The sequence below is a fragment of the Serratia sp. CY81684 genome (genome assembly GCF_052166595.1).
Taxonomy (GTDB): Bacteria; Pseudomonadota; Gammaproteobacteria; order Enterobacterales; family Enterobacteriaceae; genus Serratia; species Serratia nematodiphila.
The window spans coordinates 43641-64931 of sequence record NZ_JBJNOO010000007.1 but is presented as its reverse complement, the minus strand read 5'-3'; the positions used below and the strand labels follow the sequence as shown (position 1 = coordinate 64931).

General features: G+C 60.9%; 20 protein-coding genes. 13 read left to right on the top strand and 7 right to left on the bottom strand.

Annotated elements, in window-relative coordinates:
- Nucleotides 1–36 precede the first annotated feature (36 nt).
- The 5 genes from pckA to ACJ8QF_RS21995 form a co-directional block, all read right to left on the bottom strand.
- On the bottom strand, nt 37–1656 hold the full coding sequence (pckA, locus tag ACJ8QF_RS22015) for a phosphoenolpyruvate carboxykinase (ATP) (RefSeq protein WP_131165351.1): 1620 nt from the start codon (nt 1654–1656) through the stop codon (nt 37–39).
- 194 nt (nt 1657–1850) lie between these two features.
- On the bottom strand, nt 1851–2729 hold the full coding sequence (hslO, locus tag ACJ8QF_RS22010) for an Hsp33 family molecular chaperone HslO (protein ID WP_265261312.1): 879 nt from the start codon (nt 2727–2729) through the stop codon (nt 1851–1853).
- A 25-nt stretch (nt 2730–2754) separates the two neighbouring features.
- Nucleotides 2755–3162 carry a ribosome-associated heat shock protein Hsp15 gene (hslR, locus tag ACJ8QF_RS22005; RefSeq protein WP_004930296.1) on the bottom strand — a complete coding sequence of 136 codons (408 nt, stop codon included), beginning with the start codon at nt 3160–3162 and terminating at the stop codon, nt 2755–2757.
- On the bottom strand, nt 3159–3839 hold the full coding sequence (gene yrfG, locus ACJ8QF_RS22000) for a GMP/IMP nucleotidase (protein ID WP_004930298.1): 681 nt from the start codon (nt 3837–3839) through the stop codon (nt 3159–3161). The genes hslR and yrfG overlap by 4 nt, the downstream gene beginning before the upstream one ends.
- Nucleotides 3840–3937: 98 nt before the next feature.
- On the bottom strand, nt 3938–6073 hold the full coding sequence (locus tag ACJ8QF_RS21995) for an intracellular growth attenuator family protein (RefSeq protein ID WP_015379305.1): 2136 nt from the start codon (nt 6071–6073) through the stop codon (nt 3938–3940).
- Between the two features lie 445 nt (nt 6074–6518).
- Between ACJ8QF_RS21995 and nudE the strand changes: the two genes are divergently transcribed.
- On the top strand, nt 6519–7073 hold the full coding sequence (nudE, locus tag ACJ8QF_RS21990; RefSeq protein WP_015379304.1) for an ADP compounds hydrolase NudE: 555 nt from the start codon (nt 6519–6521) through the stop codon (nt 7071–7073).
- A gap of 51 nt (nt 7074–7124) precedes the next feature.
- On the opposite strand, the gene mrcA is transcribed toward nudE, so the two are convergent.
- Nucleotides 7125–9683 carry a peptidoglycan glycosyltransferase/peptidoglycan DD-transpeptidase MrcA gene (mrcA, locus tag ACJ8QF_RS21985; protein WP_031300057.1) on the bottom strand — a complete coding sequence of 853 codons (2559 nt, stop codon included), beginning with the start codon at nt 9681–9683 and terminating at the stop codon, nt 7125–7127.
- A 121-nt stretch (nt 9684–9804) separates the two neighbouring features.
- Here mrcA and pilM point away from each other — a divergent pair, with 121 nt between their 5' ends.
- The 12 genes from pilM (at nt 9805) to trpS (ending at nt 19832) form a co-directional block, all read left to right on the top strand.
- Entirely contained in the window at nt 9805–10638 is an 834-nt protein-coding gene (gene pilM, locus ACJ8QF_RS21980; RefSeq protein WP_442537859.1) for a type IV pilus biogenesis protein PilM, read from the top strand.
- Entirely contained in the window at nt 10638–11177 is a 540-nt protein-coding gene (locus ACJ8QF_RS21975; RefSeq protein WP_004930306.1) for a PilN domain-containing protein, read from the top strand. The genes pilM and ACJ8QF_RS21975 overlap by 1 nt, the downstream gene beginning before the upstream one ends.
- Nucleotides 11170–11664, top strand: a complete 495-nt coding sequence (locus tag ACJ8QF_RS21970) for a hypothetical protein (RefSeq protein WP_275095241.1) — start codon at nt 11170–11172, stop codon at nt 11662–11664. Before ACJ8QF_RS21975 ends, ACJ8QF_RS21970 begins: the two co-directional genes overlap by 8 nt.
- Entirely contained in the window at nt 11657–12016 is a 360-nt protein-coding gene (locus ACJ8QF_RS21965) for a HofP DNA utilization family protein (protein ID WP_033645613.1), read from the top strand. The genes ACJ8QF_RS21970 and ACJ8QF_RS21965 overlap by 8 nt, the downstream gene beginning before the upstream one ends.
- Entirely contained in the window at nt 12013–13257 is a 1245-nt protein-coding gene (gene hofQ / locus ACJ8QF_RS21960; protein ID WP_197753888.1) for a DNA uptake porin HofQ, read from the top strand. The genes ACJ8QF_RS21965 and hofQ overlap by 4 nt, the downstream gene beginning before the upstream one ends.
- A 349-nt stretch (nt 13258–13606) precedes the next feature.
- The gene (gene aroK / locus ACJ8QF_RS21955) at nt 13607–14128 is read left to right on the top strand and encodes a shikimate kinase AroK (RefSeq protein WP_004391482.1); all 522 of its coding nucleotides are present in this window, start codon (nt 13607–13609) and stop codon (nt 14126–14128) included.
- A 106-nt stretch (nt 14129–14234) separates the two neighbouring features.
- The gene (aroB, locus tag ACJ8QF_RS21950; protein ID WP_442537858.1) at nt 14235–15335 is read left to right on the top strand and encodes a 3-dehydroquinate synthase; all 1101 of its coding nucleotides are present in this window, start codon (nt 14235–14237) and stop codon (nt 15333–15335) included.
- Between the two features lie 156 nt (nt 15336–15491).
- Nucleotides 15492–16505, top strand: a complete 1014-nt coding sequence (locus ACJ8QF_RS21945) for an SPOR domain-containing protein (RefSeq protein WP_049186475.1) — start codon at nt 15492–15494, stop codon at nt 16503–16505.
- Between the two features lie 84 nt (nt 16506–16589).
- On the top strand, nt 16590–17402 hold the full coding sequence (gene dam / locus ACJ8QF_RS21940; protein ID WP_004930319.1) for an adenine-specific DNA-methyltransferase: 813 nt from the start codon (nt 16590–16592) through the stop codon (nt 17400–17402).
- A gap of 51 nt (nt 17403–17453) precedes the next feature.
- Nucleotides 17454–18131, top strand: coding sequence for a ribulose-phosphate 3-epimerase (rpe, locus tag ACJ8QF_RS21935; RefSeq protein ID WP_442537857.1), 678 nt, complete (start codon nt 17454–17456; stop codon nt 18129–18131).
- Entirely contained in the window at nt 18124–18822 is a 699-nt protein-coding gene (locus tag ACJ8QF_RS21930) for a phosphoglycolate phosphatase (RefSeq protein ID WP_275095237.1), read from the top strand. The genes rpe and ACJ8QF_RS21930 overlap by 8 nt, the downstream gene beginning before the upstream one ends.
- Before the next feature lie 2 nt (nt 18823–18824).
- Nucleotides 18825–19832: a tryptophan--tRNA ligase gene (gene trpS, locus ACJ8QF_RS21925; protein WP_004930324.1), complete on the top strand. Its 1008-nt coding sequence runs from the start codon at nt 18825–18827 to the stop codon at nt 19830–19832.
- Nucleotides 19833–19882: 50 nt separating this feature from the next.
- On the opposite strand, the gene cysG is transcribed toward trpS, so the two are convergent.
- The gene (gene cysG / locus ACJ8QF_RS21920) at nt 19883–21286 is read right to left on the bottom strand and encodes a siroheme synthase CysG (protein WP_442537856.1); all 1404 of its coding nucleotides are present in this window, start codon (nt 21284–21286) and stop codon (nt 19883–19885) included.
- Nucleotides 21287–21291: the final 5 nt, after the last annotated feature.

The window sequence follows — 21291 nt, the reverse complement described above, 5'->3', positions numbered from 1 at the left end:
GATCCGCGCCTTAGCTGAAGAGGTAATGCTACCGAATTACAGCTTCGGGCCGGCGCTGACCAGCGCGGCGCCCGCAGGCGTGTCGGTGTATTTGTCGAAGTTGGTGATGAAGCGCTCGGCCAGATCCTGCGCTTTTTCCTGCCACTGCTCGAGGCTGGCGTAGGTATTGCGCGGATCGAGGATCTCCGGATTCACGCCCGGCAGCGCGGTCGGCATCGCCAGATCGAAGATCGGCAGAGTGACGGTTTCCGCCTTGTCGATCTCACCGCTCAGGATGGCGTCGATGATGCCGCGCGTATCTTTGATCGAGATGCGTTTGCCGGTGCCGTTCCAGCCGGTGTTGACCAGGTAAGCCTGGGCGCCGGCGGCCTGCATGCGTTTCACCAGCACTTCGGCGTACTGCGTCGGGTGCAGCGACAGGAACGCGGCACCGAAGCAGGCGGAGAAGGTTGGCGTCGGTTCGGTTACGCCGCGCTCGGTGCCGGCCAGTTTGGCGGTGAAGCCGGACAGGAAGTGGTACTGAGTCTGGTTGGCGGTCAGACGCGATACCGGCGGCAGCACGCCGAAAGCGTCGGCGGTCAGGAAGATCACCTTGGTGGCGTGACCCGCCTTGGACACCGGCTTGACGATGTTTTGGATATGATAGATCGGGTAAGAAACGCGGGTGTTTTCGGTTTTCGAACCGTCATTGAAGTCGATGCTGCCGTCGGCCAGCACGGTGACGTTTTCCAGCAGCGCATCGCGTTTGATGGCGTGGTAGATGTCCGGCTCGGCTTCTTCAGACAGCTTGATGGTCTTGGCGTAGCAGCCGCCTTCGAAGTTGAACACGCCGTCGTCGTCCCAGCCGTGCTCGTCATCGCCGATCAGCTGACGCTTAGGATCGGTGGAGAGGGTGGTCTTGCCGGTGCCGGACAGGCCGAAGAACACCGCCACGTCGCCTTTCTCGCCCACGTTGGCCGAGCAGTGCATCGAGGCGATGCCTTTCAGCGGCAGCAGGTAGTTCATCATCGAGAACATGCCTTTCTTCATTTCGCCGCCGTACCAGGTGCCGCCGATCAGCTGCATGCGCTCGGTCAGGTTGAAGGCGACGAAGTTCTCCGAGTTCAGGCCTTGCTGCTGCCAGTTCGGGTTAGTGCATTTGGCGCCGTTCATCACCACGAAGTCCGGTTCGAAGTCAGCCAGCTCTTCGTCGCTCGGGCGGATAAACATGTTTTTCACGAAGTGCGCCTGCCAGGCCACCTCGGTAATGAAGCGCACTTTCAGGCGCGAGTCGGCGTTAGCGCCGCAGAAGGTATCCACCACGAACAGGCGCTTGCCGGACAGTTGCTCGGTGACCAGGTGTTTCAGATCGGCCCACACTTCCGGGCTGAGGGGTTTGTTGTCGTTCTTGCCTTTGCCCTGATCGGCCCACCACACGGTATCGCAGGTGATGTCGTCGCGGACGATGTATTTGTCTTTCGGCGAACGGCCGGTGAAGATGCCGGTATCGACGGAGACGGCACCCAGCTTGGTGACTACCCCACGCTCAAAACCTTCCAGAGATGGGTCTGTTTCTTCCTTAAACAGCAGTTCATAGCTCGGGTTGTGAACGATTTCGCTAACGTCGTGAATGCCGTAAGCGGCCAGATCCTGAGGGGTTATACCTTTAACGCGCATGTTACTACTCCTTGGTCACAGAATTTCTGGCGGCAATTGTAGGGATCTAACGGTGCGTAACCGCGATGGGTATCAAATATTTAACGTTTTAGGCGGTATTTCGTTACGATCTGAGAGATAGCACACGGAAAAAAGCAAACGTGCAAACGGCGGGCGTTGGCGGGCGCCGGGCGCGCCCGCCGAAAGGGTGTAACTTAGTGCAACTGGTCGCTTTCGCCGGTGTTACCCGCATACAGCGCGGCAACATCAACCGGGTCAAAGACATAGTGGCTGCCACAGTAATCGCAGTGCATGTCGATATTGCCGTCCTGCTCCAGCATGTCCGCCACTTCGTCGGTCGGCAGGGTCAGCAGCGCGTCGGCGCAACGCTGGCGAGAACAGGTGCAGCGGAACTGCACGTCCTGCGGTTCGTACAAGGTGACCTCTTCCTGATGGTACAGGCGGTACAGCACTTCGTTGGCCGGCAGGCCGAACAGCTCTTCGCTTTTGACCGTGTTGGTCAGTTGCACCAGATGATCGAAATCATCGAGGTTGCCGTCCTGCGCCGGCAGCACCTGCAGCAGCATACCAGCCGCCGCGGCGTTGCCTTCCGCTTCGCCGGTGCGGATGAACAGGCGGGTTGGCAGCTGTTCGGACTGGCGGAAGTAGGCTTCCAGGCATTTGGCCAGGGTTTCACCTTCCAGGCCGACGACGCCCTGATAGCGCTCGCCTTCCGTCGGGGAAATGGTGATGACCATGACGCCGTTGCCGATCATCTGATGCAAGGTGCTGTCGTCGGCGATAGGCGCCTGGGTGCGCGCAACGCCGCGCATCTCCTGGCGGTTGTTGCCGTTGATCACCGCCAGCTTCAGCGGGCCGTCGCCTTGCAGCTGAACGGTGATGTCGCCGTCGAACTTCAGGGTCGCGGTCAGCAGACTGGTGGCGACCAGCAGCTCGCCCAGCAGTTTTTGCACCGGCGCCGGGTAGTCGTGGTTATTCAGGATCTGCTGATAGGTTTCGCTGACGGTAACCAGCTCGCCGCGCACCGCGTAGTTTTCAAACAGGTAACGGTGCAATTGGTCATGGTTGGACATAATCTTCTCTCATTGCGGTGAGGGGTTATTCCGGCTCACCAAATTTAAATTTCATCAGGTCGCGCCGCTCCTTTTTGTCCGGACGACGGTCCGGATGCGGCATGGTCAACGCGTTCATCTTGCGCGCCAGCGCCATTTTTTCGCGGTTGGCGATGCTGGCTTCGGTTTCCTGATACATTTGCTGCGCCTCGCTGGCGCCGCGGCGTTGGCTGGTCAGCGCCAGCACGATCACCGTACGTTCTTCGTTGCCCTGCCGCAGCTTGAGCTCGGCGTTAAGTTCGACAATCTTGCTCGGCTTGCCACGCTGGCCGTTGTAATGCACCTTGCCGCCGTCGATCATTTCGCGCGCCAGCGCGCGGGTCTTGTAGAAGCGTGCGGCCCACAGCCACTTATCCAGCCGGACCGCGTCGTCGCGCGTCGCTTTTTCCTTCATGCTTCCCCCTTGGCCAGCGCCGGTATCAGCAGGCGATAGTCGCGCATCGACGGATGGCGCTGGAAGCTTTTCTCCGCCGTGCTGGAGTCCGGGTTTTGCACGCCCAGGCAGTAACGAATGCCGAAAGTGCGCGCCGCGTCGAGGATCGGCTCGCCGTCGTCGACGAACAGCGTGCGCTGCGGGTTGAACCCGGTGTGCTGTTGCACCGCCTGCCACAGACGCTGATCTTCTTTCGGATAACCAAATGTGTGGGTGGAAAACAATAAATCAAGGTGCCGATCCAGACCGGTATGCTCGATTTTCACCGCCAGGCTGTGCGGATGGGCGTTGGTCAGCAAAATGGTTTGCAGGCCGGCGCCGCGCAGCGCCCGCAAAAATGGCTCGGTGTCCTCGCGCAGCCGGGCGCGGCTGCCCACTTCGCTGGTCATGCGGTAGATATCCAGATCCAACCGCTCGCTCCAGTAATCGAAGCAATACCAATTCATGGTGTGCTGCACCGCCTGATATTCCCGCTCAATAATATTGCGGGCTTCGTCAAACGGAATGGCGCGCCTTTCGCTCAGCGCTTGCGGCACCAGGCTGAGCCAAAAGTGGCTGTCGAATTCCAGATCCAGCAAGGTGCCGTCCATATCCAGCAGCACGGTATCGATCTGCGGCCAATCAAACTCGGGAACCATAAAAACTCCACGGGCGAACCGACGGGCGGTCCGCAGATGAGAATAATAGCGTTAGCGTAGCATAAGCAGATGACAGGGCGCAGGCCCCGGCGTCAGGTTCAGGGCATCGGCCGCATCGACATCGGATTGAGCTGCGGGTTGAAGCAGCTGTCGTAGTAACGCTGGATATCGGCGACGCGGTGTTGATTGATGCGCCGACGCTGCACCAGCCGCCAGGCGTTATAGCCCAGGCTGACGACCACCGCCAGCAACAGCAGGCTGGTGCCGAGGTAGCGCCACAGGGTAATCATGTCCGGTTCGCTGTGCAGCGCCACGTGGCGGGTGCCGTTGGCATCGACGCTGAGGCTGGTGATCACCCCCTGAGCCTGGAACGGGGTATGCAACAGCAGAGTGGAAAGGCGCTGCAGCTCATTCCACTGGTCGAGGGCGTTGTATTCGCTTTGCGGCACCGAGGATTGCGGGTGGCTGACCAGTTGGCGGCCTTCGTCGCTGCGGATCAGGAAACCGCCCGGTGGCGGGCTGTTGAGCGCCGCGGCGGCCAGGCGCGTTTCATTGAAGATGAACGATGACGTGGCCACTTTGGTCAGGCTTTCCAGCGACTCGGCGCTCACCGGGCGCAGCAGGACGTTGACGCCTTGCAGCGCGCCGGACCTGGCGCGTTTCATCAGGCCGCTCCAGTTTTTGGCGTTGCCCAGGTTGACCAAGGCGTTTTTTAACCGCACGCAGTCGTTTTCTGCCTGACATAGATCCTGCGTTTTCAAAACGATATCAGAGAAGTCATCCAACAGGATCATGCCGGATTTCTCGATGGCGCTGGCCAGCTGCGGGTTGACCTTCTGATCGGCGCCGCTCGGATGCAGCTGGCTGTTGACCGTGGCCAGCAGGGCCGTCGCTTTGTCTATGACTTCCGATTCCGGCTGCGGCAGCGGGGCGGCGTTGTTCCAATAGATGCCGGAGCAGTCGAACGGCGCAAAATTGACGGTACCGCCACCGTTGGCCGGCGGCGGCACATAGCACATGCCGCTGCCGCGCACTTTCAGCGTGTCGCCGATGCGCAGCGGCGTGGCTTCCAGGGCCTGCACGCTGGTCACTTCCACTTTTTGCGCACCCTGCAGCCAGGCCATGCTGAGGGTCAGCGGCAGGTTGAGCGGGATATAGATCAACAGCAACAGCAGTACCAGCGCCGAGCTGGCGACCAGCACCGCGTTGCGGCCCCACTGCTGCAGCGGGAAATTCTTCACTTCGTCATGAAGCGAGAGGAAGCGCCCCTGGCGCACTACCTGCCGATTGAGGTAGACGTCCACATCGGTGGTCTTGCCCAGATCCTGAGTCAGGTACGGCTGCCAATGCGGTGGGTAGATAAGATCGATGATGCCGAGCGAAATGTTGCTGATCTGCCCCTGATCGGACTCGCCGAACAGGCCCCAGCGCTTCGGCGTGCCGCGCAGGCAGTGGATCTCTTTCAGCTCACGCGACGCCGGACGGCGGAACAGGTTCCAGCATCCCCAGGCGATCATCAGCACCGCCACAAAAATCATCCAGGGGATAACCAGCACCGGGCTTATCAGGCTGAAGAACAGCAGCAGCAGTGCGGCGGAGATGATGACGGCTTCGCGGATGCCGTTCGGCCGGTTCAGCGCATGCTCTTCCGGCGTTTCCTTGCGAATATTGACCAGCTCGACATGCTCGCTCTCTTCCTTGCGGATGGACGCGTTTTTGGTCGGCGTGGCGGCCACCACCGGCGGCTGCGGCCGATCGTGAATGTGATCTTTCAGCGAGTGCCCGTTGAGCGAAATCACCAGCGGCAGCGTCTGGGTTCTGATCACTTCCACATGGTTGTCGGCGGTGATATAGGGTTCCCAAAACGGCGGCAGATGCACCTCTTCCGCGTCGAGGTAATAGCGCCATTTATTGGGATCGTCGCTGGCCAGCCCGTAGCGGGTGATGGCGTGCGTGACCGGATATACGTTATCGCTTTGCGGGGTGAGCGCCAGCTTGGCCGCGGGCAGCGTAGCGCCGCCGCCGGGCAACAGTTTGTTGCTCAGTTTGTTTTGCTGACTGAGATAGAACTCGACCGCGGCGCGCTCTTCGTCGGTCAGCTTGCGGTGGGCAGGCTTGATAAACGGCAATGCGTGCGCCAGCGCCGACGGGTTGCGGGCCTTGAACCACAGGTACAGGCCGGCGGCAATCAGGCAGACAAGCACTAAGGCCAATATCAACACTATTGTGCTCATGCAATCCCCATCTCACACCCGTGAATTTCGCCAACCTGATGAAAAGCTGAATATTATACGGAGTAAACCGCCAGGAGGCACCCAGAACTAATGAGGGAACAAACAGATTCTCGCTCTGGATCTCATTCCTTCATGACGCAAGGCCATTTTATCACTGATTCTTGCCTGCGTGATACTAGCAACCGGCCTCTGTCGTCGATATCGGTATTATCCTATTTTCTTGCGCGCTGTTTGCTGAATCAGTACGGAAAATCGCCGGCCGCTGGCTACGCTTGTTAAAAGAAAGTAAATTACTGTTCATGCGCGTTGCGGCGGAGCTTGCCCTTAACGCACAATGTGATCAGGATCGAATTTGGTCAGCGTTTGAGCGCCAACGAGCCGTGCGTTACGCCAATCATTTTTTCGGTTGCCCCGTCCGCGCCTGGGTAACCTCTTTGAGGCAATCATGGATAAACACCTGCAAAAACCTAAAATTCTGAAAGTGGAAACGGTCGCGCGTTCGCGTTTGTTTAACGTCGAGTCGGTCGATTTGGAATTCAGCAACGGTGTTCGGCGGGTGTATGAGCGCATGCGGCCTTCGGATCGCGAAGCGGTGATGATCGTGCCGGTGATTGGCGATGACCTGCTGCTGATCCGCGAATATGCGGTCGGCACCGAATCCTATGAGCTGGGGTTCCCGAAAGGGCTGATCGATCCCGGTGAAGGGGTGCTGGAGGCGGCCAACCGCGAGCTGATGGAAGAGGTGGGGTACGGCGCGAAACGCTTTGATTTTCTCAGTAAGCTGACGATGGCGCCGTCCTACTTTTCCAGCAAAATGAATATCGTGCTGGCGCACGATCTCTATCCGCAGAGCCTGGAAGGGGATGAGCCGGAGCCCTTGCCGCAGGTGCGCTGGCCGATCGCCAACATGATGGCGCTGCTGGCGGAACCGGATTTCCGTGAGGCGCGCAACGTCAGCGCGCTGTTCCTTTCCGAGGCATTTTTGCGCGCGTCGCGCTGATACGCTTCACGCCGAATAAAAAAAGGGCCAGATTTCTCTGGCCCTTTTCGATCAGAACAGCTCGTGGCTTTCGCCGCCCGGATCGGTCAACGTGGTGCCGGTATCGCGCGATGGGTAGTCCGTCGGCTGCGTTCCTTCGATGAAGTATTCGGAACGGCTGCCGCCGCCACCGCCTGAGAGCTTGCCGCTGCTCTTGTCGATGGTGACGCTGATGATGCCCGGCGGCGGCGTGACTTTCTGCTCTGGGATGCCTTCCAGCGCGGTTTTCATAAAGTCGTCCCACGCCGGCTGGGCGCTCTTGGCACCGCCTTCACCGCCGGAAATCTGATCCGGGATAGCGCCGGATACCGTTGAACGGCCCAGGTCGCGGCGGTGATCGTCGAAACCGATCCACACCGAGGTCACGGTATCCGGGCCGTAGCCGGAGAACCAGGCGTCCTTGGAACTGTTGGTGGTACCGGTTTTGCCGCCGATATCATGACGTTTCAGATCGCGGCCGGCGCGCCAGGCGGTACCCATCCAACCCGGTTCGCCGAAGATGTTGCTGTTCAGCGCGTCGTGGATCAGGAAGGCCAGCTGTGTGCTGATGACGTGCGGCGCATACTGTTGGTCGCCGTCCTGCTGTACCTGAGCCGGGGTGACTTGCTCCAGCTGAGGCATCGGCACCGTGCTGTTGTTGCCTTCCTGCGAGGTGGCGACGTTTTCGATGTTGTCGTCGGACAGCACCGCCGAACGGTGGGTATCGCCGTAGATCACCGGCAGGTTACAGCTGCCGCACACCACTTTCGGTTTGGCCTCGAACACCGTATTGCCGTTATCGTCTTCAATTTTGGTGATGAAGTACGGATCGACCAGGTAACCGCCGTTCGCCAGCACCGCGTAGCCGCGCACCAGCTGCATCGGGGTGAAGGAGGCGGACCCCAGCGCCAGCGATTCGGTATGCACGATATTCTGCGCCGGGAAGCCAAAGCGCTGCAGATATTCCGCCGCGTAGTCGACGCCCATCGCGCGCATCGCACGCACCATCACCACGTTCTTCGATTGCCCCAGCCCCTGACGCAGGCGAATCGGGCCGTCGTAGGTCGGCGGCGAGTTCTTCGGCCGCCAGTCGGTGCCGGCGCCGGCATCCCAACGGGTAATTGGCAAGTCATTCAGAATGGTGGCCAGCGTCAGGCCTTTATCCATCGCGGCGGTGTACAGGAACGGTTTGATGTTCGAGCCCACCTGACGCAGGGCCTGCGTGACGCGGTTGAACTTGCTCTGATTAAAGTCGAAGCCGCCAACCAGCGCTTTCACCGCGCCGTCGTTCGGGTTGATAGAGACCAGCGCCGAGTTGACGTCCGGCACCTGCGACAGCCACCAGGCTTCGTTCACTTTACGCACCCACACTTGCTGGCCGGCCTGCACTACGTCGGTGACGCGTTTCGGCGTTGGGCCTTGCTGAGTGTCCGAACGGTATGGGCGTGCCCAGCGCATGGTCGCCATCGGCAGGGCAATACTGCTGCCATCGGCCAGCATCGCCGTCGCTTCCTGCGGGTTGGCGGCGGTGATCACCGCCGGCGCCAGCGGGCCGTAGTTCGGCAGGTTTTTCAGCGAATCGACAATCTGTTTGCGATCCCAGGCCGCTTCGCCGACTTTCCACAACACGTTGGATGGGCCGCGGTAACCGTGGCGCATGTCATAGGCCAGCACGTTGTTGCGTACCGACTCCTGCGCCGCCAGCTGCAGCCGTTTGGTGACGGTGGTGTAAACCTTGTAACCATCGGTATAGGCGTTTTCACCGTAACGCTTGATCATCTCCTGACGCACCATCTCGGAGAGATACGGCGCGGAGAAGCTGATTTCCGGCGCATGGTAATTGGCGACCAGGTCTTCGGAGCGCGCCTGATCGTACTGCGCCTGCGTGATGTAGTGTTCGTCCAGCATGCGCGACAGCACCACGTTGCGACGGGCAACGGCGCGATCGTGCGAATAGAGCGGGTTGAAGGTGGATGGCGCTTTCGGCAGGCCGGCGATGGTCGCCATTTCGCTCAGGGTCAGCTGGCTGACGTCTTTGCCGAAATAGACCTGCGCGGCGGCGCCCACGCCGTAGGCGCGGTAACCCAGATAGATCTTGTTCAGATACAGCTCAAGGATTTCATCCTTGGTGAGCATCTGCTCGATGCGCACCGCCAGGAAGGCTTCCTTGATTTTACGCATCAGGGTGCGTTCCGGGCTTAAGAAGAAGTTACGCGCCAGCTGTTGGGTAATGGTACTGGCCCCCTGCGAAGCGTGGCCGGAGACCAACGCGATGGAGGCGGCGCGGAAGATGCCGACCGGATCGACGCCATGGTGATCATAGAAGCGGCTGTCTTCGGTGGCGATGAATGCGTGCACCATCACCGGCGGAATTTGATCCAGTTTCAGCGGAATGCGGCGTTTCTCGCCGTATTGGGCGATCAGTTCGCCATCGGCGCTGTAGACCTGCATCGGTATCTGCAGCCGCACATCTTTCAGCGTTGCAACGTCGGGCAGCTGCGGCTCGACATATTTGTACAAGCCGAAAATCGAGGCTGCTCCCAGCACGATGCAACATACTGCAAGGATTAGTAAATACTTTACGAACTTCACCTGAGATTTCCCATTTCTAAGTCATTTGGGCAGTTTATAAACAACCGCGCGGTAGTATAAAGGCAAGCCTGCGACATGGATATGTTCTTTTATCATCTGATGTTATGGAGGCTTGCGAAACATGTTCCCTCAAGCATGGCAGGTGGGGCTGGATATACAAATCGACTGCGTGCGGGCGGTGGCGGCCCAACGGCGCCGCAACGGCTGGCAGTTGCGCCACTGGTGGCAGCAGGCGCTGCCGCAGGCGGTTTTACGCGATGGCTGTCTGGAACCTTCCGAATTTCTTATCCGGGCGCTGCGGCAATGGCGCGTCCAACTGCCGCGACATATTTCCTTACGCATTGCCCTGCCGGCGCAGCGCGTGTTGCAGCAACGCATGGCGCAGCCGGACGCGCGGCTGCGCGAGCCGGAACGCAGCGACTATATCGGCGCCCACGGTGTGAAGCAGTTTCCGCTCGACGGCCAGACGCTGGCGCTCGACTATCGCACCGCGCCGGCGGATGAGGCGGCGCTGTTGCTGACCGCTGCGCGGCGGCAGGAGCTGCAGCAGTGGCTGCATTGTCTGCGTCAGGCTGGCCTGCATCCGCAAGCGGTCGATATCACCCCCTGCGCGCTGCGGATGATGGCGACGGCGGCAGGCGTGCCGCCCGCTGCGGGGCTGATGCACCGTCTCGAACGAGAATGGCTGTGGGTGGCGCCGGCCGACGGCGCGTTCGCCTTTGGTCTGGCGCCGGGCGACGATGACGCGCAGGCGCTGCGGGCGCTGCAAGCCCAGATGCCAGCGGGCGACGATCGGCCGATCTATGCCGGCAGCGTGCTGGCAGGTGCCTTGCCCGCCGGTTGCCTTGCCTGGTCGCCGCTCAGCGCCTTCACGCAGCTGCGTCCGCCGTTGCCTGCGCATCCTTCGGCGTTCGCGTTGGCCGGTGGCCTGGCGCTGCGCGAGGAGGATCGCTGATGTATCAGGTCAACTTTCTGCCCTGGCGACAACGCCGCGAGCGGCGACGCGGCTATTTCTGGTTGGGCGTGCTGCTGTTGCAGCTAACGGCACTGCTGCTGGCGCTGTTCCTGGTCGCCGGCCAGTTGCGTCACCAACAGGCGCAGCGGCAGGCGCGGCTGGCGATGCTGGGTGAAGAGCTGGCGGCACTGACGTTGCTCGCCCGTCAGCAACAGCAAGAGCGGGCGCAGCGGGCGCTGCACCGCGCCCGCGCCGAACGGCAGGCGAGCAACGCCCAACATAACCGACGTTATTTTCAGCTGCTGCAGCAATTGTCCTCCAGCATTCCTCCACCGCTGTGGCTCACGGCGATGGAGAGTGATGCGGTGAACGGCCTGCGGCTGCGTGGATTGAGCCGCTCTCCTGCGGCCATCACGCAGTTCGAACGGCGGCTGGCGGGGATGCCTGCGTTGCCGCGGTTGCGTTTGGCTGAGGTGGCGCAACGCGACGACGGCCTGTACACCTTTCATCTGGCGGCGCAGTGGGGGCGTGATGGATAACCGTTTGTCATCCGGGCTGCGTCTCTGGCTGAGCTTGCCGGGCTGGCTATTACTGCTGTCGCAAGGGTTGGGTATCGGCACGTTGGCGCTGTTGGGCGGCGGCTGGATGCTGCAAGACGAATGGCGTCAGCGGGAAAGCGCGGCGGAGCGGCAACAGCGTCTGTTGCAACAGATCGCCATGGTGCAACGCCAACTGGATGAGGTGCCGGAAAACGCTATCCCGGCGGCGCCGCTACCTCCGTCCACCACCGGCGATCTGGCGAGCGTGCTGCAACGGGCGGGAGGCGCCTTGTTGCGCTGGCAGCGGCAGGAAAAACCTCCGCGGCAAACGCTGAGCTTGCGCATTGACTACGCCGGTTTGCTGGCGCTGCTGGAGACGCTGCCCACCGATTTACGCCTTGAGCAGCTGAGCGTGGAGACGCCGTCCCTTGGCATGACTGCGCGGTTGGTTTTGCAGGATGCCACTGAGGATCAGCCCAATGAGTAAAAGACCCGGCCGTTGGTGGTGGTTGCTATGGCCATGGGCATTGTGCGCTGAGCCGCGCGACCCGTTTGCGCCGCTGCCGATGCCTGCTTGTGCCCAAACGGAGGCGTCGCCGGCGGGCTGGCGACTGAAAGGCGTCATCGGGCAACCGACGCTGCGCTATGGCTGGGTGGTGACGCCGGCGGGACAATGGTTGCGCCTGCGGCCGCAGCAACGGGTGCTGGCCGAGCGCTGGCAGGTGACGCAGGTGCAGGCGCGTAGCCTGACGTTAACGGCGCTGACGGCCGAACCAGATTGCCCGGCGAGCCAGGGCGACGTCTCGCTGATGATGGACAACAAGGATGGCAAACCATGAAAGGATGTGCTGGATTGGGCTTGGCGCTGTGGTGCCTGGCGCTCGGCACCGCGCAGGCGCAGGATAAACAGCGGGTTTCCCTGGAATTTCAGGATGCGCCGGTCACGGTCATCCTGCAGGCGTTGGCGGATTATCGGCAGATGAACCTGATCGCCGCGCCCGGCGTGAGCGGCAACCTGACGCTGCGGCTGGAGAATGTGCCCTGGCCGCAGGCGCTGGCGTTGACCCTGCGCATGGGCAAACTGGCGATGACGCGGGAAGGCAACGTGATACTGATCTCGCCGGAGCCGGACGCACAGGAAAAAAGGCAGCAGCGAGAGGCGTTGGCGCAGCGGCAACCGCTGCACAGCCTGACCTTGACGTTACAGAACGGCGATGCGGCGGAAATTGCCGAAAGCCTCAACGCCCAACGTGGCGCGTTGCTGAGCGAGCGTGGCAGCGTGTTGGCGGATAAACGCACCAATACGCTGCTGCTGCGCGACACCGCGCCAATCCTGACGCAGTTGAAAAAGCGGGTAACGGAAATGGACGCGCCGCTGGCGCAGGTGCAACTGGCGGCGCATATCGTGACCATCAACCGCGAAAGCCTGCGTGAGCTTGGCGTGCGTTGGGGGTTGGCGCCCGACGACAGGCCGGCGCGGCCGTTGCGGCCGGGCAATGTCGGTGTCAACCTGCCGCTGGAGCGCAGCGCGGTGAACGCCGGTTTCCATCTGGCGCGTATCAGCGGGCGTTTGCTGAGCCTGGAGCTGACGGCGCTGGAGCAGGAGAATCAGGTGGAGATCATCGCCAGTCCACGCCTGCTGACGGCGCACCTGCAAACCGCCAGTATCAAGCAGGGAACCGAGATCCCTTACGAAGTGTCAAGCGGCGCCAGCGGTGCGACTGCCATCGAGTTCAAAGAGGCGGTGCTGGGCATGGAGGTGACACCGAAAGTGTTGCCGGACGGGCGCATCACGCTGACGCTGCACATCAGCCAAAATATGCCGGGGCGCGCTATTAGCCGCGGGGCGGGTGAGGCACTGACCATCGATAAACAGGAGATTAAGACGCAGATCACGGTGAAAAACGGTGAAACCCTGGTGCTCGGTGGTATTTTTCAACGGCATAGCGGCAAGACGGCGGACAAGGTGCCGGGGTTGGGGGATGTGCCGTTATTGGGAGGCTTGTTCCGACAAAGCGGCGCACAACAGAAAAAACGCGAGCTGGTGATCTTCATTACGCCGACTCTGATTAAGGGATAAGCGGCGGCCTGTCGCCCGGGCGGCAAATCTCCTAAAGTTGATGAGCAGATACACTTTTTTATCTCCTTGGGGGGATCTGCGTTTGACGCTGCGGCCGATTTAGCTTACAAGGGTTACCGAATTGAGCACCGAGGTTTTTTGTTAGCGTCAAGACGCCGTTAAAAACATATGGTTTCCCTCCCGCGGCGTGGATTGCGATTTATTCGGTTGCCAAACTACCAAGAGTGTTGAGATAATTTTTCGTCTGATCTCGCACTATCGCTCATGAGGTTTCAGTTTAGGTCCCGCCGCTGATTTGATTGGCGGGGCGGGTTAACATTAACGAATTGTCTTAGTAATACCGAAAAACATGGCAGAGAAACGCAATATCTTTCTGGTTGGGCCTATGGGTGCCGGCAAAAGCACTATTGGCCGTCAGTTAGCTCAGCAACTCAATATGGAGTTCTTCGACTCCGATCAAGAAATTGAGCGACGTACCGGAGCTGACGTGGGCTGGGTATTCGACGTGGAAGGGGAAGAAGGTTTCCGCGATCGTGAAGAAAAAGTCATTAATGAACTGACGGAAAAACAAGGGATTGTGTTGGCGACCGGCGGCGGTTCGGTGAAGTCGCGCGAAACGCGCAACCGTCTGTCCGCGCGCGGTGTGGTGGTCTATCTGGAAACCACGATCGAGAAGCAGCTTGCTCGTACCCAGCGTGATAAAAAACGCCCGCTGCTGCAGGTCGATTCTCCGCCGCGTGAAGTGCTGGAAGCCTTGGCGAAAGAGCGCAATCCGTTGTATGAAGAGATTGCCGATGTCACCATCCGCACCGACGATCAGAGCGCTAAAGTGGTTGCCAACCAGATCATCAACATGCTGGAAAGCAACTGATTGCCGCTTTCCGCGTTCGCCGTCGGCCAATGCGGAAAACTGATTTGTGTTCCCCGCCGCAGCGGGGATCAACCACCGCCGCACCATACAGAGAACTGAGCGCGACATGGAGAGAATTACTGTAACGCTTGGGGAGCGCAGCTACCCGATTACCATCGCCGCCGGATTGTTTAACGATCCGGCTTCTTTTATGCCGTTGAAGGCGGGTGAGCAAGCGATGTTGGTCACCAACCAGACCCTGGCGCCGCTTTATCTTGAGCGTGTCCGGCAGGTGTTGGAGCAGGGCGGCGTCGTGGTGGATCAGGTGATCCTTCCCGATGGTGAGCAGTACAAATCTCTGGCGGTGTTGGAGCAGGTGTTTTCGGCGCTGCTGGAAAAACCGCACGGGCGTGATACCACGCTGATCGCCCTCGGCGGCGGCGTTGTCGGCGATCTGACCGGCTTTGCCGCCGCGTGCTACCAACGCGGCGTGCGCTTTATTCAGGTTCCCACCACGCTGTTGTCGCAGGTGGACTCTTCCGTGGGCGGCAAGACCGCCGTCAACCACCCGCTCGGCAAAAACATGATCGGCGCTTTCTATCAACCCGCTTCGGTGGTGGTTGATCTGGATTGCCTGAAAACCTTGCCGACGCGTGAACTCTCTTCCGGCCTGGCAGAAGTCATCAAATACGGGATCATCCTCGATCGCGAGTTCTTCGTCTGGTTGGAAAACAACATCGATGCGCTGATGGCGCTGGATATGCAGGCGTTGGCCTACTGTATCCGCCGCTGCTGTGAGCTCAAGGCCGAGGTGGTGGCCGCCGACGAACGCGAAAGCGGCCTGCGCGCCTTGCTGAATCTGGGCCATACTTACGGCCACGCCATCGAAGCCGAAATGGGCTACGGCGTATGGCTGCACGGCGAAGCGGTGGCGGCGGGCATGGTGATGGCGGCGGAAACCGCGCACCGTCTCGGCCAGTTCTCCGTTGAAGATATCGAACGCATCAAAACGCTGCTGCTGCGCGCCGGCTTGCCGGTCTGCGGGCCGCAGGAAATGACGCCGGCATCCTATCTGCCGCACATGCTGCGCGACAAGAAAGTGCTGGCGGGTGAACTGCGCCTGGTGCTGCCGACCGCGATCGGTGCGGCGGAAGTGCGCGGCGGCGTAGGGCATGAGCTGGTGTTGGCGTCGATCGCCGCCTGCCTGCCTGAGCAGACGCGTGATTAAATCGGACTAAGTAACAGTGGCTTAGCCGCCATTTGCATCTATATTAATACAGTGAGCAGAGCACGACGGGTGTCGCTTTGCCATCATCGGGTTAATCTGCCCGTGCCACGGTAGGTCTACGGTGGTGGGCTTTTGCCTCTAGTTGGAGGGTTTCAGATGGACGAGTTTAAACCGGAAGACGATCTCAGACCTGATAGCAGCGATCGTCGCCCTACGCGCTCGCGCAAGCCGGCCGCCGCGCCGCGCTTCGCCGTTTCACGCCAACATTTGATGATTGGCATCGGCATTTTGGTGCTGCTGCTGCTGATTATCGGCATCGGTTCCGCCCTGAAGGCGCCGACCAAACATGAAGCGGCTCAGGAGAACGGCGCGCAAAACGGCGGAGCCCGCGATATCAACCTGTCCGGTTCTTCGTCGCTGACTACCGCCAACAACGGCGTGCCGGGCGGTACCACGGATACCCACGATAACAACGGCGTGAGCGCGACTCAGCCGCAGCAACCGCAGAACGTCAGCGTTCCGCCGATCTCCGGCACGCCGACCGAAGCGCAAACGCAGCCTCAGCAGGGCGGTGCGCAGCAGCGCGTCGATTTGCCGGGCAACATGGCGGATGCGTTGTCGCAGCAGCAGGGGCAGGTGGATGCGGCGACCCAGGGCATGACCGGCGCAGCGTCGACGTTGCCGACCGCACCGGCGACGGTGATGAGCGGTGCCGCAGCGCGCGAAGCGACGCGTCCTGTGCAGGGAACCGCGCAACAGCAGCATAAAACGCCGGCGAAAACTGCCGCCGCCAAACCGACCGCAACGCAGCATAAATCACCGACCACGGTGTATACGCCGCCGGCCAAGCCGTCTTCCACCGCGAAAGCGGGAGCGGTCGCCAGCAGCGGCAGCTCTGTGCAGTCTGCGCCGGGCAGCCACTATACCTTGCAGCTGAGCAGCGCTTCGCGTTCCGATACGCTGAACGCCTACGCCAAACAGCAGAAGCTGCAGAATTACCTGGTGTACGCCACCAAGCGTGACGGCAAGCCGTGGTACGTACTGGTGAGCGGCAACTATGCTTCTTCCGCAGAAGCGAAGCGCGCCATTGCTTCGTTGCCGGCGGATGTGCAGGCGAAAAAACCATGGGTCCGACCTGTACACCAAGTGCAGCAAGATCTTAAAAAATAAATCATTTAAATTTGTGCGCTGATGTGCTGTCTGAAACAGAGTACAATCCGCCGCTCTGAATTGTATAAGTAGCTAATTGACGGCATGAAGAAAAACCGCGCTTTTTTAAAATGGGCTGGTGGAAAATACCCGCTGGTAGATGAGATTCGTCGCCATCTGCCGGCGGGAGACTGCTTAATCGAGCCCTTCGTGGGTGCGGGATCCGTCTTTCTGAATACGGATTACGACGCCTACATTCTCGCCGACATCAATAGCGATCTTATCAACCTGTATAACATCGTTAAGCTGCGCACGGATGACTTCGTGCGCGATGCCCGCACGCTTTTCGCCGATGAATTCAATAACTCGGATCAGTTTTACCTGCTGCGAGAAGAGTTCAATACTAGCACCGAGCCTTACCGCCGGGCGCTGCTGTTCCTGTACCTGAACCGTCACTGCTATAACGGCCTGTGCCGCTATAACCTGCGCGGCGAGTTTAACGTGCCGTTCGGCCGCTACAAGAAACCGTACTTCCCGGAAGAAGAGCTCTACTGGTTTGCCGAAAAATCGCGCAATGCCACTTTTGTCTGCGAGCATTACCGCGATACCATGGCGAAGGCCGTGGCCGGTGCCGTGGTGTATTGCGATCCGCCTTACGCGCCGCTGTCGGCGACGGCGAATTTCACCGCTTACCACACCAACAGCTTCAGCATCGCCGATCAGCAGAGTTTGGCGCATCTGGCGCACCAGCTCTCGGTAGAGAGCCAGGTACCGGTATTGATCTCCAATCACGATACCGAGCTGACGCGCGACTGGTACCAGCATGCTGCGCTGTATGTGGTGAAAGCGCGCCGCACGATCAGCCGCAATATTCTCGGCCGCAGCAAAGTGAACGAGCTTTTGGCGCTGTATCGCTAAGCCGGGGGCACCCCGGCGCATAACAACTCGACCCTACGTTTGGAGAAGCGGATGAAAAAGTTTTTGATTGCCCCGTCCATTCTGTCGGCAGATTTTGCCCGGTTAGGTGAAGATACCGCTAACGTGCTGGCCGCAGGCGGCGACGTGGTGCACTTCGACGTCATGGACAACCACTACGTGCCCAATCTGACCATCGGTCCGATGGTGTGCGAAGCGCTGCGTAACTACGGCATTACCGCGCCGATTGACGTGCATCTGATGGTCAAGCCGGTAGATCGTATCGTGCCAGATTTCGCCAAGGCCGGCGCGTCTTATATCTCTTTCCACCCCGAAGCTTCCGAACATGTCGATCGCACCATTCAGCTGATCAAAGAGCACGGTCGTAAGGCCGGCCTGGTGTTCAACCCGGCGACGCCGCTAAGCTACCTCGATTACGTGATGGATAAAATTGACGTGATCCTGCTGATGTCGGTCAACCCGGGCTTCGGCGGCCAGTCGTTTATCCACGGCACTCTGGACAAGCTGCGCCAGGTACGCAAACTGATCGACGACAGCGGTCGCGATATCCGCCTGGAAGTCGACGGCGGGGTGAAAGTGGATAACATCGCCGAAATCGCCGCTGCAGGCGCCGATATGTTCGTCGCCGGTTCCGCCATCTTTGGCCAGCCGGACTACCGCAAGGTGATTGACGAAATGCGCAGCGAGCTGGCGAAGGTTACCCATGGCTGATTTCGGCGCGATCCGCGCATTGGCCTTCGATCTGGACGGCACGCTGGTCGACAGCGTGCCGGGTCTGGCGGCCGCCATCGATATGGCGCTGGAAGAGACGGGCCTGCCGCAAGCGGGTGAGGAGCGGGTCGGCACCTGGATCGGCAACGGCGCCGACGTGCTGGTGCAGCGCGCGCTGCGTTGGGCGGAGGCGGAAGGCACGCCGGAGCAGTGCAGCCGGCTGCGTGAACGCTTCGACCATTTCTACGCGCAGACCGTCGACAGCGGCAGCCGTCTGTTCCCACAGGTGCAAGAGACGCTGGCCCGCCTGGCCGCGCACGGTTACCCGATGGCGCTGGTGACCAACAAGCCGACGCCGTTCGTGGCGCCGCTGTTGGCATCGTTGGGCATTGGCGACTATTTCTCGCTGGTGATCGGCGGCGACGACGTGACGGAAAAGAAACCGCACCCGGCGCCGTTGTACCTGGTGCTCGGCAAGCTTGGCCTGCGCGCGCATGAACTGCTGTTCGTCGGCGACTCACGCAACGATATTCAAGCCGCGCAGGGCGCCGGTTGCCCGAGCGTCGGCTTTACCTACGGTTATAACTACGGCGAATCGATCGCCCTGAGCCACCCCGATCGGGTGTTGGAGCGCTTCGCCGATTTGTTGCCCGCTCTTGGGCTGTCATCTTTAGAGAATCAGGAAATTTAAACATGAGTAAGCCCATCGTATTTAGCGGCGCGCAGCCGTCCGGCGAACTGACCATCGGCAACTACATGGGGGCGCTGCGTCAGTGGGTGCAGATGCAGGACGACTACGACTGCATCTACTGCATCGTCGATCTGCATGCCATCACCGTGCGCCAGGACGCCGAGAAGCTGCGCAAGGCCACGCTGGATACGCTGGCGCTGTACCTGGCCTGCGGCATCGATCCGGAAAAAAGCACCATCTTCGTGCAGTCGCACGTGCCTGAGCACACGCAGCTGAGCTGGGTGCTGAACTGCTACACCTATTTCGGCGAACTGAGCCGCATGACGCAGTTCAAGGACAAATCCGCGCGCTACGCGGAGAACATCAACGCCGGGCTGTTCAGCTATCCGGTGCTGATGGCGGCGGATATCCTGCTGTATCAAACCAATCAGGTGCCGGTGGGCGAAGATCAGAAACAGCACCTGGAGCTGAGCCGCGACGTGGGCCAGCGTTTCAACGCGCTGTACGGCGACGTGTTCAAAGTGCCGGAGCCGTTTATTCCTAAATCCGGCGCGCGCGTGATGTCGCTGCAGGAGCCGACCAAGAAGATGTCCAAGTCGGACGACAACCGCAACAACGTGATCGGCCTGCTGGAAGATCCGAAAGCGGTGACCAAGAAGATCAAACGCGCAATGACCGACTCGGAAGAGCCGCCTGTCGTGCGTTACGACGTGGTCAACAAGGCGGGCGTCTCCAACCTGCTGGATATCCTCGCCGGCGTGACCGGCAAGAGCATTGCGCAGTTGGAAGCCGAGTTTGAAGGCCAGATGTACGGCCACCTGAAAGGCGCGGTGGCGGAAGCCGTCTCCGGCATGCTGGCTGAGCTGCAGGAGCGCTACCACCGCTTCCGCAACGACGAAGCCTATCTGCAGCAGGTCATGCGCGACGGCGCCGCCAAGGCTCGTGCACGCGCGCAGGAAACCCTGGCGAAGGTCTATCAGGCCGTCGGTTTCGTACCGCCGCAGGCGTAACGCCGGCGCAAATAAAAAAGCGGCCTAAGGCCGCTTTTTTTACGTCGGTATTACGCCATTTGCGCCAGGCTGGCGGGCGATTCCTCGCCGGCGAACCAATTGAGCTTGCTGCGCAGGCTGACCACGCTGCCGACGATGATCAGGCTGGGGCTGGCGGCCAGCAGGGACAAGGCGCCCAGTTGGTGGAGCTCGCCTTCGATCACCCGCTGGCGGCAAGAGGTGCCGTTTTCCACCAGCGCCACCGGCGTGGCGGCCGGCAGTCCGTTCGCGATCAGACGGCGCTGGATTTCCGCCGCTTGCGACAGCCCCATATAGAACACCAGCGTCTGTTGCCCGGCGGCCAGCGTCGCCCAGTCCAATCCACCGTCGGCCTTGGCGTGGCCGGTCACCAGGCGGACGCTCTGCGCATGGTCGCGGTGGGTGAGCGGGATGCCGCTGTAGGCGGAACAGCCGGAGGCGGCGGTAATGCCCGGCACCACCGAGAACGGCACGTTGGCGTCCGCCAGCGTCTCCAACTCTTCGCCGCCGCGGCCGAAGATAAAGGGATCGCCGCCCTTCAGCCGTACCACGCGTTTGCCTTGCAGCGCCTGCTGCAGCAGAATTTGGTTGATCTGTTCCTGCGGCACGCAGTGGTGCCCGGCGCGTTTGCCGACGAAGATGCGCTCGGCGTCGCGGCGCACCAGCGCCATGATCTCTTCGGAGACCAGCCGGTCGTAAACCACCACGTCGGCCTGCTGGATCTGTTGCAGCCCTTTCAGCGTCAGCAAACCGGCATCGCCCGGCCCGGCGCCCACCAGCACCACTTCACCGCGATCTGCCGGCTGTTCGCTGAACAATTGCTCGAGCTGGCGTTCGGCCAGCGCGGCGTCGCCGTTGGCCAGCGATTGCGCCAGCCGATCGTGAGCGAACAACCGTTCCCAGAAGCGACGGCGTGCGCCGAGGCCGCTGAAGCATTGTTTTACCCGCTGCCGCAGCGAGCCGCCCAGCTGGGCCAGCTTGCCGAGGTGTTGCGGCAGCATCGCTTCCAGCTTCTCGCGCAGCAGCCGCGCCAACACCGGCGCTTTGCCGCCGGAGGACACCGCCACCATGATCGGCGAACGGTCGATAATCGACGGCATGATAAAGCTGGCGCGTTTCGGGTCGTCGACCACGTTGCAGAATACCCGCTGCTGGTTGGCGCATTGGTACACCCGCGCGTTGACCTCCAGCCGGTCAGTGGCGGCGATCACCAGCCATTTTTCCGCCAACAGGCTCGGGCTGAATTCGCCCTCGGCCAGCGTCACCAGGCCTTCTTCCGCCCATTGGCGGAACTGCGGGGTGAAGTCCAGGGCGTTGACGGTCAGCGCCGCGCCGGCGTCCAGCAGCAGGCGCGCTTTGCGTTCGGCGATTTCGCCGCCGCCGACCAGCAGGCAGGCTTTGTGTTGCAGTTGGCAGAAAATCGGCAGGTAATCCATCGGCA

What these genes read in the sequence shown, in the direction of transcription:
- rpe (WP_442537857.1), top strand. Translation starts at nt 17,454, where the DNA reads ATGAAAAAGTTTTTGATTGCCCCGTCCATTCTGTCGGCAGATTTTGCC.
- ACJ8QF_RS21930 (WP_275095237.1), top strand. Translation starts at nt 18,124, where the DNA reads ATGGCTGATTTCGGCGCGATCCGCGCATTGGCCTTCGATCTGGACGGC.
- hslR (WP_004930296.1), bottom strand. Translation starts at nt 3,162, where the DNA reads ATGAAGGAAAAAGCGACGCGCGACGACGCGGTCCGGCTGGATAAGTGG.
- ACJ8QF_RS21975 (WP_004930306.1), top strand. Translation starts at nt 10,638, where the DNA reads ATGTATCAGGTCAACTTTCTGCCCTGGCGACAACGCCGCGAGCGGCGA.
- yrfG (WP_004930298.1), bottom strand. Translation starts at nt 3,839, where the DNA reads ATGGTTCCCGAGTTTGATTGGCCGCAGATCGATACCGTGCTGCTGGAT.
- ACJ8QF_RS21945 (WP_049186475.1), top strand. Translation starts at nt 15,492, where the DNA reads ATGGACGAGTTTAAACCGGAAGACGATCTCAGACCTGATAGCAGCGAT.
- aroK (WP_004391482.1), top strand. Translation starts at nt 13,607, where the DNA reads ATGGCAGAGAAACGCAATATCTTTCTGGTTGGGCCTATGGGTGCCGGC.
- aroB (WP_442537858.1), top strand. Translation starts at nt 14,235, where the DNA reads ATGGAGAGAATTACTGTAACGCTTGGGGAGCGCAGCTACCCGATTACC.
- trpS (WP_004930324.1), top strand. Translation starts at nt 18,825, where the DNA reads ATGAGTAAGCCCATCGTATTTAGCGGCGCGCAGCCGTCCGGCGAACTG.
- pckA (WP_131165351.1), bottom strand. Translation starts at nt 1,656, where the DNA reads ATGCGCGTTAAAGGTATAACCCCTCAGGATCTGGCCGCTTACGGCATT.
- pilM (WP_442537859.1), top strand. Translation starts at nt 9,805, where the DNA reads ATGTTCCCTCAAGCATGGCAGGTGGGGCTGGATATACAAATCGACTGC.
- hofQ (WP_197753888.1), top strand. Translation starts at nt 12,013, where the DNA reads ATGAAAGGATGTGCTGGATTGGGCTTGGCGCTGTGGTGCCTGGCGCTC.
- ACJ8QF_RS21965 (WP_033645613.1), top strand. Translation starts at nt 11,657, where the DNA reads ATGAGTAAAAGACCCGGCCGTTGGTGGTGGTTGCTATGGCCATGGGCA.
- cysG (WP_442537856.1), bottom strand. Translation starts at nt 21,286, where the DNA reads ATGGATTACCTGCCGATTTTCTGCCAACTGCAACACAAAGCCTGCCTG.
- nudE (WP_015379304.1), top strand. Translation starts at nt 6,519, where the DNA reads ATGGATAAACACCTGCAAAAACCTAAAATTCTGAAAGTGGAAACGGTC.
- ACJ8QF_RS21995 (WP_015379305.1), bottom strand. Translation starts at nt 6,073, where the DNA reads ATGAGCACAATAGTGTTGATATTGGCCTTAGTGCTTGTCTGCCTGATT.
- ACJ8QF_RS21970 (WP_275095241.1), top strand. Translation starts at nt 11,170, where the DNA reads ATGGATAACCGTTTGTCATCCGGGCTGCGTCTCTGGCTGAGCTTGCCG.
- hslO (WP_265261312.1), bottom strand. Translation starts at nt 2,729, where the DNA reads ATGTCCAACCATGACCAATTGCACCGTTACCTGTTTGAAAACTACGCG.
- dam (WP_004930319.1), top strand. Translation starts at nt 16,590, where the DNA reads ATGAAGAAAAACCGCGCTTTTTTAAAATGGGCTGGTGGAAAATACCCG.